At 44.3% G+C, this 13959-nt stretch carries 14 protein-coding genes and 1 other annotated feature; of the genes, 11 read left to right on the forward strand and 3 right to left on the reverse strand.

Annotation, left to right across the window (positions count from 1 at the left end):
- The first annotated feature begins 55 nt into the window (after positions 1 to 55).
- Complete coding sequence (locus ACZ5ZC_RS10260; RefSeq protein ID WP_054867270.1) at positions 56 to 538, forward strand: putative 4-hydroxy-4-methyl-2-oxoglutarate aldolase; 483 nt, start codon at positions 56 to 58, stop codon at positions 536 to 538.
- Here ACZ5ZC_RS10260 and ACZ5ZC_RS10265 read toward each other — a convergent pair.
- Positions 535 to 1005, reverse strand: a complete 471-nt coding sequence (locus ACZ5ZC_RS10265; RefSeq protein ID WP_395187548.1) for a ribonuclease regulator — start codon at positions 1003 to 1005, stop codon at positions 535 to 537. The genes ACZ5ZC_RS10260 and ACZ5ZC_RS10265 overlap by 4 nt on opposite strands.
- A gap of 424 nt (positions 1006 to 1429) precedes the next feature.
- Here ACZ5ZC_RS10265 and thrL point away from each other — a divergent pair, with 424 nt between their 5' ends.
- The 5 genes from thrL to ACZ5ZC_RS10290 all read left to right on the forward strand — a co-directional run bounded on the left by thrL (position 1430) and on the right by ACZ5ZC_RS10290 (position 7111).
- Entirely contained in the window at positions 1430 to 1507 is a 78-nt protein-coding gene (gene thrL / locus ACZ5ZC_RS10270) for a thr operon leader peptide (protein WP_074192076.1), read from the forward strand.
- Positions 1443 to 1562, forward strand: a sequence feature (Thr leader region). It overlaps the preceding gene by 65 nt.
- 53 nt (positions 1563 to 1615) lie before the next feature.
- Positions 1616 to 4075: a bifunctional aspartate kinase/homoserine dehydrogenase I gene (gene thrA, locus ACZ5ZC_RS10275; protein WP_006742684.1), complete on the forward strand. Its 2460-nt coding sequence runs from the start codon at positions 1616 to 1618 to the stop codon at positions 4073 to 4075.
- A gap of 20 nt (positions 4076 to 4095) precedes the next feature.
- The gene (thrB, locus tag ACZ5ZC_RS10280; protein ID WP_203343021.1) at positions 4096 to 5052 is read left to right on the forward strand and encodes a homoserine kinase; all 957 of its coding nucleotides are present in this window, start codon (positions 4096 to 4098) and stop codon (positions 5050 to 5052) included.
- Complete coding sequence (thrC, locus tag ACZ5ZC_RS10285; protein WP_053809747.1) at positions 5049 to 6329, forward strand: threonine synthase; 1281 nt, start codon at positions 5049 to 5051, stop codon at positions 6327 to 6329. Before thrB ends, thrC begins: the two co-directional genes overlap by 4 nt.
- Positions 6330 to 6451: 122 nt before the next feature.
- Entirely contained in the window at positions 6452 to 7111 is a 660-nt protein-coding gene (locus tag ACZ5ZC_RS10290; RefSeq protein WP_054867273.1) for an NADPH-dependent FMN reductase, read from the forward strand.
- Positions 7112 to 7203: 92 nt separating this feature from the next.
- Here the strand turns inward: ACZ5ZC_RS10290 and grcA are convergent, their stop codons facing one another.
- Positions 7204 to 7581, reverse strand: coding sequence for an autonomous glycyl radical cofactor GrcA (gene grcA, locus ACZ5ZC_RS10295; RefSeq protein ID WP_005381814.1), 378 nt, complete (start codon positions 7579 to 7581; stop codon positions 7204 to 7206).
- A 326-nt stretch (positions 7582 to 7907) separates the two neighbouring features.
- On the opposite strand from grcA, the gene nfo reads away from it, so the two are divergent.
- From nfo to ACZ5ZC_RS10310, 3 genes are all read left to right on the forward strand, one after another.
- On the forward strand, positions 7908 to 8795 hold the full coding sequence (nfo, locus tag ACZ5ZC_RS10300; protein ID WP_046873969.1) for a deoxyribonuclease IV: 888 nt from the start codon (positions 7908 to 7910) through the stop codon (positions 8793 to 8795).
- 283 nt (positions 8796 to 9078) lie between these two features.
- Entirely contained in the window at positions 9079 to 9759 is a 681-nt protein-coding gene (gene ung, locus ACZ5ZC_RS10305; RefSeq protein ID WP_005396298.1) for a uracil-DNA glycosylase, read from the forward strand.
- 112 nt (positions 9760 to 9871) lie between these two features.
- Positions 9872 to 10423 carry a hemerythrin domain-containing protein gene (locus tag ACZ5ZC_RS10310; protein ID WP_005396296.1) on the forward strand — a complete coding sequence of 184 codons (552 nt, stop codon included), beginning with the start codon at positions 9872 to 9874 and terminating at the stop codon, positions 10421 to 10423.
- Between the two features lie 234 nt (positions 10424 to 10657).
- Here ACZ5ZC_RS10310 and ACZ5ZC_RS10315 read toward each other — a convergent pair whose 3' ends face one another.
- Entirely contained in the window at positions 10658 to 10843 is a 186-nt protein-coding gene (locus tag ACZ5ZC_RS10315; RefSeq protein ID WP_005396294.1) for a DUF3545 family protein, read from the reverse strand.
- Positions 10844 to 11564: 721 nt separating this feature from the next.
- Here ACZ5ZC_RS10315 and ACZ5ZC_RS10320 point away from each other — a divergent pair.
- Positions 11565 to 12998 (forward strand): alanine/glycine:cation symporter family protein, encoded by a 1434-nt coding sequence (locus ACZ5ZC_RS10320; RefSeq protein WP_005396293.1) that lies wholly within the window; start codon positions 11565 to 11567, stop codon positions 12996 to 12998.
- 111 nt (positions 12999 to 13109) lie between these two features.
- Positions 13110 to 13886 (forward strand): peroxide stress protein YaaA, encoded by a 777-nt coding sequence (gene yaaA, locus ACZ5ZC_RS10325; RefSeq protein ID WP_054867275.1) that lies wholly within the window; start codon positions 13110 to 13112, stop codon positions 13884 to 13886.
- Positions 13887 to 13959 lie beyond the last annotated feature (73 nt).

Raw genomic sequence — 13959 nt, forward strand, 5'->3', positions numbered from 1 at the left:
GAAAGGATACTACTCACCGAAGCACTGCTTGGGTGAGAAAATTCACGGAGGAAATATGAGAGACATTACACCCGATATTTGTGACCAATTTGAAGACCAAGTTATCCTGCTTACTTTGCCACTGCAGAACTTTGGTCAACGCACCGCTTTTTACGGAGAAATTGTCACAGTACGTTGCTATCACGACAACTCAAAAGTACGTGAAGTACTGGGCGAAGATGGAACGGGGAAAGTATTGATTGTTGACGGACATGGTTCGTGTCAGAAAGCATTGCTTGGCGATCAATTAGCAATACTCGGAATAGAAAATGGGTGGGAAGGCATTATTGTCTATGGTGCAATACGCGACGTAGCACAAATATCTCAGATGGACATTGGCGTGCAAGCACTTGGTACCAATCCGTTTAAGACAGAGAAGCGAGGTATGGGAGAGGTCAATGTGACCTTAACGATGCAAAACCAAATCGTGCAGCCGAAGCATTATGTGTACGCTGATTGGAATGGTGTGTTGATTTCAAAGCAAAAATTAGATTTCTAAAAACGAAAGCCTAAACCTACCTCAATACCTTGTTGCCAATCTTGGTAATCAAGAGTCGCGTGAAGATCTAGTTTATCGGTGATTTTTACGCGACTTGAAACTTCAGCTGCGAGGCTGCTGTCTTCTTGGCGAACACCTTCCGCAGTCTCATTCTTGTAAGAGCGAACCGTACTTTTTAGTGTGACACGATCATTGAAGTGATAGCTGATCCCACTCAAAAAACCGCTCTGGTTTTGGGTTGGAGAGTTGTTGACTCGTGCACCGACGTAAACGTCTACGGAGTCAAAGAGTTCGTACGCATAACCCGTGTCGATATTCCAAACATCGAAACTGTCAGATTGATAGCTGTCGCTGGAAATAAATAGTTTATGAGGAGAAGGGGATGTTTTGCCTGGAAGAGGCGGAAGCTCGTTTGCTAGACAAACGCCAGACACAAAAAACAGCAACAGAAAAAGCCCTCTTTTCATGCTCACCACTCCTTGTGTCAACTTTTTTATTAGTATGTGCCCAAAGCTTCTCACTATTAAAGCATAGAATATGAAAGCTAGCTCACCTATTTTCTAAATAATTCGATCCTGTGAACATAGGTCACAGTTAAGTTGTTGTTAAGTGTCAACAACTCCCTTTCATAATTTGATCTTACGCTTTATGACGAAGATCAGACTAGTTATGGAGTAAAAAGTGAGACTGATGACGATGAGTGAGCCCCCTACAAAAATAAGCTACAGATTTCCTAACGAGCAATAACATCCAATTAGCTTTAAATATCAATAAGATTGCTTAGCAGAAATCGCTGTGAGACTGAAAAACAAACAATTTTTTGTTGACTATGAATCGGAAACTCGGTAAACGTAGAGTTAAGCAAACACAATTAACGTTGAATATTTATTTATGCCATCTAACAGCCTAGTAGTAATGACCACGACCATTATTATTACCGACACGACACATGTTGGGGCAGGCTGCTGAGCGAAAGAAATTCACAAAAAAGGCCTGTATCCAACAAGATACAGGCCTTTTTTTATGCTTTTTTATCCAGAATTTAGACAAGTTTGAGAAGATATACCGGAGGAAGGGATGCGAGTATTGAAGTTTGGCGGTTCATCACTAGCTGATGCAGATCGCTTTTTAAGAGCGGCAGACATCATTGCCAACAACGCTCAACAAGAAGAAGTGGCGGTTGTTCTTTCAGCCCCAGGTAAAACAACAAATAAGTTGGTTGCGGTCATTGAAGGCGCGTTGCGCAATGGTGAAGCAGAGCTGCAAATCAAAGAGTTGGATGAATCGTTTAAAACGCTCTTCACTCAAATCCAAGCAGTACTCCCCAATATTGATGGTTCAGCTTTCGATAACCAAGTGAAAACCTCGCTATCTCAATTACGTCAATTTGTTCACGGCATCAATCTATTAGGTATGTGCCCAAACAACGTAAATGCGCGCATTATTAGTAAAGGTGAGCGTGTTTCCATTCAGTTGATGAAAGCTGTCTTGGAGGCGAAGGGACAACAAGCGAGCTTGATCGATCCTGTCGAGTATCTGTATGCCCAAGGTGATCATCTTGAAGCTATGGTTGATGTGGATATTTCAACGCAAAACTTCCGTCAAAAACCCCTTCCTCAGGGTCATGTGAACATTATGCCGGGCTTTACAGCTGGCAACGAAAAAGGAGAGCTTGTCACGCTTGGTCGTAATGGCTCTGACTACTCGGCAGCGGTTCTTGCAGCTTGCTTACGCGCAGACTGTTGTGAAATCTGGACCGACGTTGATGGTGTATACAACTGTGACCCACGTTTAGTCGAAGATGCTCGACTGCTTAAATCACTAAGCTACCAAGAAGCGATGGAGCTTTCTTATTTTGGTGCTTCCGTTCTGCACCCGAAAACCATCGCCCCTATTGCTCAATTCCATATTCCATGTCTGATCAAAAACAGCTTTAACCCTCAAGGTGCAGGTACTCTTATCGGCCAAGATACTGGTGAAGATAACCTTGCGATCAAAGGTATTACAACACTTAACGACCTAACCATGGTTAACGTATCAGGCCCTGGTATGAAAGGCATGGTAGGCATGGCGAGCCGTGTATTCGGTGCGATGTCGTCTGCTGGTGTATCTATTGTTCTGATCACTCAGTCTTCTTCTGAATACAGCATCAGCTTCTGTATTGAGGCTGAAGATAAAGCGAAAGCGCAGCAAGTGCTGGCAGATGCGTTCGAGCTAGAACTGAAAGATGGCTTACTAGAACCGGTCGAGTTTATTGATAATGTTTCAATCATTACGCTTGTTGGTGACGGTATGCGCACATCGCGTGGTGTGGCTTCTCGCTTCTTCTCTTCTCTTGCTGAAGTGAACGTGAATATCGTGGCGATAGCACAAGGCTCATCAGAACGTGCGATTTCTGCCGTTATTCCAGAAGACAAAATTTCTGAGGCGATCAAAGCGTGTCACGAAAACCTATTCAACTCGAAACACTTCCTCGATGTGTTCGTTGTTGGTGTTGGTGGTGTGGGTGGCGAGCTGGTGGATCAGATCGAGCGCCAACAAGTCAAACTGGCTGAGAAAGGCATTGTGATTCGAGTTTGTGGCTTAGCAAACAGCAAAGGTCTGTTGCTTGATAGCGAAGGCTTACCGCTCGAGCACTGGCGTGATCGTATGTCAGCAGCCACAGAAGAATTCAGCCTAGCGCGTCTGATTTCTTTGGTACAACGCAATCATATTATCAACCCTGTATTGGTTGATTGTACTTCCAGTGAAGACATTGCTAAACAATACGCCGACTTCCTAGCGGCAGGTTTTCATGTTGTAACACCAAACAAAAAAGCAAACACAGCAAGCATGGCGTACTACCATCAGCTTCGCGATGTGGCTCGTAGCTCCCGTCGTAAATTGATGTATGAAACAACCGTAGGTGCAGGCCTACCGGTTATTGAAAACCTGCAAAACCTAATTTCTGCAGGCGATGAACTGGAGCGTTTCAGCGGTATTCTTTCCGGTTCTCTTTCTTATATTTTCGGTAAGTTAGATGAAGGAATGAGCTTAAGTGAAGCGACGAATATCGCAAAAGAAAATGGCTTTACTGAACCAGATCCTCGTGATGACCTGTCTGGTATGGATGTCGCGCGTAAGCTGTTGATCCTGGCTCGTGAAGCGGGCATGTCACTAGAGCTTGAAGACGTTGTTGTTGACCAAGCGTTACCGCCAGGCTTTGATGATTCAGGCAGTGTTGATGAGTTTATGGCGCGTCTCCCAGAAGCGGACGCTTACTTCAAAGAGTTATCGGCTAAAGCAGCAGAAGAAGGCAAAGTACTGCGTTACGTTGGTGAAATTAACGAGGGCAAGTGCACAGTAAGCATCGCTGCGGTGGATGAAAACGATCCGATGTATAAAATCAAAGACGGTGAAAACGCACTGGCATTTTACAGCCGTTACTACCAGCCAATCCCACTTGTGTTGCGTGGCTATGGCGCAGGTACTGAGGTAACGGCTGCGGGTGTATTCTCTGACGTGATGCGTACTTTAGGTTGGAAACTAGGGGTATAACAAGAATGAGTTCAAGTGATATGGATGTAGTGGTTTATGCCCCAGCATCAATTGGTAATGTAAGTGTTGGTTTTGATGTATTGGGGGCGGCGGTGTCCCCAGTGGATGGAACCTTGCTAGGTGACAGAGTGCAAGTTAAGGCAGGGACTGAGCCGTTCAGTCTGAAAACTGCGGGTAATTTTGTCTCTAAGTTGCCTACAGAGCCAAAAGAAAACATCGTTTACGATTGTTGGCTGGTGTTTTCTCGCGAGCTAGATAAAAAAGGTGTTGAGCTAAAACCACTTGAAATGACGCTAGAAAAGAACATGCCAATAGGCTCAGGTTTAGGCTCAAGTGCATGTTCTATCGTGGCGGCGCTGGATGCCTTAAACCGATTCCATGGTCAACCGCTGAATGAGACTGAGCTGCTAGCACTGATGGGGGAAATGGAAGGCAAAATCTCTGGTGGTATTCACTACGATAACGTCGCGCCGTGTTACCTTGGTGGTGTTCAGTTGATGCTTGAAGAGCTTGGTATCATCAGTCAAGAAGTGCCTTGCTTTGACGATTGGTACTGGGTGATGGCGTATCCGGGTATCAAAGTATCAACAGCAGAAGCGCGTGAGATCCTACCATCTCAATACCGTCGACAAGATATCATTGCTCATGGTCGTCACCTTGCGGGCTTTATTCATGCGTGTCATTCTGGTCAGCCAGAGCTAGCTGCAAAAATGATCAAAGACGTGATCGCAGAACCGTATCGTGAGAAACTGCTTCCGGGCTTTGCGAATGCACGTCAATACGCTGTATCAGCAGGTGCGTTAGCAACCGGTATTTCTGGCAGTGGTCCAACACTGTTCAGTATTTGCAAAGAGAAAGATGTCGCTGAGCGAGTTGCTCGCTGGTTAGAACAGAACTACGTACAAAACGAAGAAGGATTCGTCCACGTTTGTCGTCTAGATAAGCAGGGTTCGAAAGTAACAGGAAGTGAGCTATGAAGCTTTACAATATAAAAGAAAATGATGAACAAGTTTCCTTTGGCCAAGCCGTTCGCCAAGGGTTAGGCCGTAACCAAGGTCTATTTTTCCCATCGGAATTACCAAAGTTTGAAGACGTTGATGCGCTACTGGCAGAAGACTTTGTTTCTCGTAGCACTAAGATTTTATCAGCGTTTATCGGTGATGAGCTGGCGGAAGAGCAAGTCAACGCGCTTGTGGACGCAGCGTTCCAATTCCCTGCGCCAATCAATCAAGTCAAAGACGGTGTTTACGCGTTAGAGCTTTTCCATGGTCCAACGCTGGCATTTAAAGATTTTGGCGGTCGCTTTATGGCGCAATCTCTTGCGGCGGTATCGGACGGTGGCAAGATCACCATTCTGACTGCGACTTCTGGCGATACTGGCGCAGCCGTTGCGCACGCTTTCTATGGTATGGAAGACATCAACGTTGTGATTCTTTACCCGAAAGGCAAGATTAGCCCACTGCAAGAGAAGCTATTCTGTACGCTAGGCAAGAACATTCACACTGTCGCGATCGATGGCGACTTCGATGCGTGTCAGGCACTGGTTAAGCAAGCTTTCGATGATTCCGCACTGCGTGAAGAGATCGGCCTGAACTCTGCAAACTCAATCAACATCAGCCGTTTGATGGCGCAAATTTGTTACTACTTTGAAGCAGCCGCGCAAATGAGTAAGGAAGAGCGTGAAAACCTAGTAGTGTCTGTACCAAGTGGTAACTTCGGTAACCTGACGGCAGGTCTACTGGCAAAAGCGCTGGGTCTGCCGATCAAACGCTTCATTGCTGCAACGAACGCCAATGACACCGTGCCACGCTACTTAGAAACAGGTAAGTGGGAGCCAAAACCAACGGTTGCAACGACATCGAACGCAATGGATGTAAGTCAACCGAACAACTGGCCGCGTATTGAAGAGCTCTGCCGAGTGAAAGAGTGGGGCCTAGAGACACTAGGTAAAGGCGCGGTTTCAGATGAGCAAAGCGCACAATCTGTGAAAGACTTGTACTCATTGGGCTACCTATGTGAACCGCACGGTGCGATTGCTTACCGCGTTCTTGAAGAGCAACTGCAAGAAGGTGAAACCGGTCTGTTCCTATGTACTGCTCACCCAGCGAAGTTCAAAGAAGTGGTGGATGATATTCTAGAATCAGACATCGACCTTCCTGCGCCACTAGCGAAGCACGCGGCGATGGAGTTGCTATCGGAAGATCTCGACGCAGACTTTGAAGCATTGAAACAAGTACTGCGCCGCGTACAGTAATTATTAAAATGATGAACGACGAAAGGTGAATGAGCAATCATTCGCCTTTTTTATTGTCGGTAAGTTTTGACTCTCTTTATGATTGAGAAACGAACTTAACTAAATGAGATGGAAAGAAAAGCATGCATTTTTTGATTTTCCTTGGCTCAGTGAGAGACAGCACGCCACCACGACCAGCCCGTTTAGGAATGCGAGTCAGTAGAGCGTGTGAAAAACTCATCGTGAGTCAGTATTCGCAACATACCGTCGAAATCATTGATCCATTGAACTACGACTTTGACGACGTGTTTAAGCCTGAGTTTGCTTACCATCGCGCTAAAGTGCCAGCCCACTTGAGAGAACTGGCAGACAAAATTAAAAGTGCCGATGGGTACGTGATGGTCAGTCCGGAATACAACCATTCGATGAGTCCTGCTTTGGCTAATATGCTTAATCATTTTGGTAGTTCGCTGTTTTCTTATAAGCCAAGTGCTATCGTGACCTACTCTGCTGGACAATGGGGTGGTGTTAGAGCTGCCGTTTCTATGCGTACCTTCTTATCTGAACTTGGATGTTTACCTGTCTCGGCGATGATTCACATTCCGAAAGCGCAAGAAGTGTTTGACGAACAGGGTGTCGTTGCGGATGAATTGCAGCAGACGCAGTGGGACAGCTATATGAATCGCACCATAGATCAATTGATTTGGTGGGCAGAAGGAGCGTCGTTGCAAAGAGAAAGGCTTGACCCAACCTCATTGGCTGAAGTGTTTAAGAAGGAACCGTCACAGAGAAATGCTCCGTAAAGGAACAGAACGGTTAGATGCATGGAAAAACAAAAAAAGCTTGGCCATTGAGACCAAGCTTTTTAAATGTGAGTAAGTCGATTTTATTGAGATTATAGCGTCTCAGTAAAAGTACGAGCGATGACATCACGTTGTTGCTCTGGAGTTAGCGAGTTGAAACGTACTGCGTAACCAGAAACACGGATTGTTAGCTGTGGGTATTTCTCTGGGTGTGCAACTGCATCTTCTAGTGTTTCGCGTTTAAGCACGTTCACGTTTAGGTGTTGACCGCCTTCGATGCGAGGAGCTGTTTCGATTGCTACTTCACGGCTTTCGTATTCACCTAGATCGCTGATTGCGATAACTTGGTCTGCTTCGTAGCCAGCAGTTGCAGCAACACAACGAGCTTCATTTTTTTCGCTATCTAATAGCCAGATAGAGTTTAGTAGGTCGTCGTTTGCCGCTTTTGTAATTTGGATACCTTGGATCATCACTATCTCCTAGACCACTTACGTGGTGATTATTGGTGTTAATTTTCGAATTTTCGTTGAGCTGAGTATTATATAGCTAATATCCACTATTTTAATATTGATTTAAGTCAAAAAACAACCAAAAACATTATTTTTATTAAGGTGATTTTGTTGAGTTAAATCAATAAAACCTTTGAAAATAAACTAATTACAATTTATTTGATAATATAAAAAATATTTAATAACTCATTTTGTTGTAAATTTACTACAAATTGAGCTTAAAGTTTAAACTGATTAACGCAACTATCTGTATTTAGGTAGCAATACTGAAAGTCTAAAGTGATTAAATGACAAACATGAAAAACAAGCTTGGGAATAAACTCATTGGTGCACATGTCTCTGCTGCTGGTGGGGTCGATCAAGCGCCGTTGAGAGCTCGCGAAATTGGCGCGAATGCGTTCGCACTATTTACAAAAAACCAACGCCAGTGGGTGGCGAAGCCTTTAGAAGCAAAAACCATCAGTGCGTTTAAAGCGAACTGTAAAATGCTGGGTTTCGGCGCAGAACATATTCTTCCCCATGACTCTTATCTAATTAACTTAGGTGCACCAGAAGCGGATAAGTTGGATAAGTCACGCGCTGCATTCATCGATGAGATGGAGCGTTGTAATCAATTGGGTTTAACGTTGCTGAACTTTCACCCTGGGAGCCACTTAAAGAAAGTCTCTGAACAGGAGTGCTTAGCGACGATCGCTGAGTCGATCAATCTTGCGCACAAAGCGGTGCCGAATGTGATCGCGGTAATCGAGAATACGGCTGGTCAGGGTACAAACTTAGGTTGGAAGTTTGAGCATCTTGCTGAAATCATCGATCAAGTGGAAGACAAAGAACGTGTTGGTGTATGTCTCGATACTTGTCACACGTTTACCGCCGGTTACGATCTGCGTACTAAAGAGGATTGTGAGCATACCTTTGCTGAATTCGACCGTATTGTTGGGATGCACTATTTAAGAGCAATGCATCTAAATGATTCAAAAGTTGAGTTTGCCAGCAAAGTGGATCGCCACCACTCATTAGGCAAAGGAGAGATCGGGTGGGATTGTTTTGAGTACATCGCGAAAGACCCTCGATTTGATGGTATCCCTCTGATTTTAGAAACAATTGATCCGGACATCTGGCAGCAAGAAATCAACGCACTGCGTCAGTTTCATCTAGCGGCGATAGATAACCAATGATGTGATCACAGAGTTGGCACTTTTCTTTCTTAGTCACTTAAGTCAATTTGAATTAAGAAAGAAGGATGCCACTATGTCTCGACCACTCTCTTTTGCTTCTTACGCATATAGCCGCCGCGTGCTTCGTTTGCCGATGCCTAATCGTCACATTACCGGACAGGGGCATTTTCGAACGCCACAGAAGCACTAGTCTTTTATTACTGTTCTCAAGTTCGTGGTAAGTTTTTGTTTGTTTGGGTTTCGCTCGTTAGAATAGAAGCAAAATTTAGGACAGGAACTTTCCATGAATCAGTCACCCACTTGGCACGATGTGATCGGCGAAGAGAAAAAACAGAGCTACTTTGTAGACACTTTGAATTTTGTAGAAGCAGAACGCGCCGCAGGCAAAGCGATTTTCCCGCCAGCGAAAGATGTCTTTAATGCGTTTCGTTTTACCGAGTTTAACGATGTTAAAGTAGTGATTCTGGGGCAGGACCCATACCATGGTCCAAATCAGGCGCATGGTTTGTGCTTTTCCGTTCTTCCTGGAATCAAAACGCCACCGTCACTCGTTAATATGTATAAAGAGTTGGCTCAAGATATTGAAGGGTTCCAAATCCCTCAGCATGGATTCTTACAAAGCTGGGCAGAGCAAGGTGTATTGTTGCTCAATACAGTATTGACGGTTGAGCAAGGTAAAGCGCATTCACATTCAAAAACGGGGTGGGAAACGTTCACTGACCGAGTGATTGAAGCGATAAACCAGCATCAGGAAGGCGTGGTGTTTTTATTGTGGGGCTCTCACGCTCAGAAGAAAGGGCGCTTTATTGATCGCAATAAACATCATGTGTTAGCCGCACCACATCCATCACCACTCTCAGCACACCGAGGCTTTTTTGGTTGTAAGCATTTCTCTCAAGCAAACCAGTTACTTGCCTCGCAAGGAAAAGCACCAATCAACTGGCATTTGCCATTAACTGTATAAAAGAAGAGACAGCGATAATGCTACCATTATCGCTGTTTTTTTGAGCACGCTCGAGGCTGATGGCAAATTTCTCATGTACACTTATTAGAAGTAGGTGTTAAGGAGAGACGCTATGATGATCGAAAGAATTCGACGCGAACACGGCTATATGGTTCGTCTGTTGGCGATACTGCGCCATAAACTTAATGAGATAAAAGAAGAACGTGCGATCAACTACGCATTAGTAAGCGAGATAGTTGATTACCTCTCTAATCATTCAGAAAAAGTTCACCATCCGAAAGAAGATATTCTCTATCACCACTTTCTTGAGCACTATGGTAAGCAACAGACCATGGAAAACTTAGAGAAAGAACATCAAGAGTTAGCAAGTAAAACCAAAGAGTTTGCTTCCTTGATAGAGATGATCCTGCAGGATGCAGTTGTGCCTCAAGACATGTTTGTGGCCCACCTAGAGGACTTCATTGAATCACAAAGACGCCACTTGGAGTTAGAGGAGCGAAAAATCCTGCCTCTCATTGAGGAGCTGTTCACTACCGAAGATTGGCAGCATGTTGAAAGCTTATGGAGCGTCAGTGAAGATGACCCAGTTTTTGGTGACACCATTGCCGACCGTTATAAACAGTTAGCTGAACGTGTGCGTCAAAGTGATGCTGAGTATGTTTAAGTGTGTGCGATAAAACCTGAGCGAGCGAAAGTATCACTCGGGTTTGTTAGCTGCATTTCTTATTTATTGAGAATTGGACGTAAATTTATCGTTTGCGCTTCTCGACCAAAAGATAGGAAAATTCTTATTGAGTAATAACGGTACTCATACTTAAATCCTGGCGCTTAAACTCAAGTCGTTTACCGTTACTGTAAACAAAAACAAAAGGCACCCTTAAGGTGCCTTTTGTTTGAATTAGAGTTTAATGTCTTCCAAGTTGTAGTCGGTACAGGCATCAAGTTCGCGTAGCTCTTTAAGCAAATTGCGCCTGTCGTTCATCTCTTCTATTTCACGCCACTTTCGCTTTACTGGTTTGGCACGAGATTTGGTTGTTGAGGTAGTATCCAGATTAAAAATGTCATCTAGTTGAAAGCCTTCCATAAGCCACCTTTACCTTTCTTAAGCTAAACTGTTGTAACCAGTCCTTGTGGAGTTTTTTAAGTACCACAATAGCCGTGAGAATAACCATGATATATTTCGCATTTGTGTCGGTAGCATGACATTTTCGTGCAAAAATATTCTCAAAATCACACTTTTCATGGCAATGTGATGGCTAAAAAATGCACAAACGATCTCAAGAAAACGATTAAATAGAGAGATTTTCAATGTTAATTCGATTTGGCGAGTGGGGGGACAGTGCAAAGGTCAAAGTTGCATAAAACCAGTTTGATGAAATAGTGTTCAATTAGATGGTAAGGCACTAGAGCAAATTTATGTAACACCTTGTGAATACTAGCTTGGTCTTAATTATATGGGTCTCCGTTCTGTTTGGTGGGTGATAATTATTTATGTTGGCATTTGGTAATTGAAATGTTGCGGCTTATGGGTGTTAAGTCTTCCATTTATGTTATTTTTTGGTGACTTTATAGTGAAAAATAACAATGCTATTATCATGATTGCATATTGATTTTTGCGCTCCTAGGTTGCATTATCCGCCCGTCAAAAAATACGCTGGTACGTAAAATGGATGCATGAAGCGACGTTTACGATTCTAGATTGCCCATAAACATTACTTAAAAAGCTAAGCACACTTTGACACTTAGCAGGCAATTTGGTGGATGGCTTGGACGCATAGACCGGCGCAACTCACTTTGAGGTACACATGACAGACTTAATCAATTTGATGAACGATCTCCTTTGGGGGTCGATTCTGGTTTATCTTCTTGTTGGTGTTGGTATTTACTTCACCGTTCGATTAGGGTTCATTCAGTTCCGCCATTTCGGCCACATGTTCTCTGTTCTTAAGAACAGTCGTAAAGCAGACAAAGCTGGTATTTCTTCTTTCCAAGCGCTTTGTACTAGTCTTGCTGCACGTGTTGGTACAGGTAACATGGCGGGCGTTGCAGTTGCATTGACTGCAGGTGGTCCTGGCGCGATCTTCTGGATGTGGCTGATCGCAATGCTTGGTATGGCAACGTCGTTTGCAGAGAGTACTCTGGCGCAGCTATACAAAACCAAAGATGATGATGGCAACTACCGTGGTGGTCCTGCCTACTACATGGAAAAAGGCCTGGGCATGCGTTGGATGGGCGTATTGTTCTCAGTTTTCCTAATCATCGCTTTTGGTTTGGTATTCAACGCCGTACAAGCTAACTCAATTGCAAATGCAATGAGCACCGCATTTGGTTGGAGTGACCTGTACGTTGGTATCGCGGTTGTAGTACTGTCTGCGATTGTAATTTTCGGTGGTATCAAGCGTATCGCAAAAGTCGCAGAGATGATCGTTCCGATCATGGCGCTGCTTTACTTGGCTCTAGCACTGTTCATCATGTTCTCTAATCTAGAAAAGCTACCTGATGTATTAATGCTTATCTTTAAGAGTGCATTTGGTCTGCAAGAAGCGGCGGCTGGGGGTCTTGGCTACGCGATTGCACAGGCAATGATTAACGGTATTAAACGCGGTCTATTCTCGAACGAAGCGGGTATGGGTTCTGCGCCAAACGCGGCGGCTTCAGCAACGCCTTACCCACCACACCCTGCATCTCAAGGTTATGTTCAGATGCTAGGTGTATTTATGGATACGATCGTTATCTGTTCAGCGACAGTGGCTATCATCCTGATGTCAGGTGAGTATGTCGGTCAAGCAACAGAAGTGACGGGTATCGAGCTAACTCAGCGTGCATTGAGCTCGCAAGTTGGTGATTGGGGTGGCATCTTTGTTGCCGTGGCAATCTTCTTCTTTGCATTTACATCAATCATCGCGAACTACTCGTACGCTGAAACGAACCTAATCTTCCTAGAGCACAACCATAAGGCGGGCCTAAGCATTTTCCGCGTTGTTGTTCTTGGTATGGTGATGTTTGGTGCACTTGCTTCGCTCCCAGTCGTATGGTCACTTGCTGATGTTTCGATGGGGCTGATGGCGATAGTCAACTTGGTGGCAATCATCTTGCTATCTGGCATCGTGATTAAGCTAGCAAAAGATTACAACCGCCAACTTGGTGAAGGTAAAGTACCAACGTTTGATGCGAATGACTTCCCTGAGCTGAAATCTCAGCTTGAAGAAGGCATTTGGTACAACGATAAAAAAGACTAAGTGAGCTATCACTCATAGTTGAAAGCTATTAGTACGATGTAAAAAGCCATGCAGACAATGCATGGCTTTTTTTGTACCCTATTAAAAAACAAAATTAGAGAAGGGAAAGTCATGCTTATCGTAGTTTCTCCAGCGAAGACTCTTGATTACGAGTCTCCGTTAGCGACAGAAAAATTTACTCAACCTGAGTTGGTCGAATACTCAAAAGAGCTTATCGATGTTTGCCGCAAACTGACTCCTGCTGATGTTGCCTCTTTAATGAAAGTGAGCGACAAGATTGCCGATTTGAATGTCGGGCGATTTCAAGAGTGGAGTGAAGCGTTTACCACGGAAAACTCACGACAAGCGATCCTAGCGTTTAAAGGTGATGTTTACACAGGACTAGACGCCGAAACCTTATCTGAGGCGGACTTCGAGTATGCCCAAGATCATTTGCGCATGTTGTCTGGCCTCTATGGTTTACTAAAACCACTCGATTTGATGCAGCCATACCGTCTTGAGATGGGTACCAAGCTTGCAAACGACAAGGGCACAAACTTGTACCAGTTTTGGGGCAATGTGATTACGGATAAGCTTAACGAAGCGATTTCTGCTCAAGGTGATAATGTGCTTATCAACCTTGCATCAAATGAATACTTTAAAGCGGTGAAGCCAAAGAACTTAGATGCGCAAGTGATCACGCCAGTATTCAAAGATTGTAAGAATGGCCAATACAAGGTCATCAGCTTCTACGCGAAGAAAGCGCGCGGCATGATGGCGCGTTACATCATCGAAAACCGTATTGAGAGTGTGGCAGACCTGACTAAGTTTGATACGGCGGGTTACTACTTTGTTGAAGATGAATCGACACCAACAGAGTTAGTATTTAAACGCGAAGAGCAAAACTAAAACTGATTGAGACGTAGTCTACGTTAATCTCAATAAACACAAACGAAAAAGGGTTGGCAGTGCCAACCCTTTG

The sequence above is a fragment of the Vibrio sp. JCM 18905 genome (assembly GCF_055393305.1).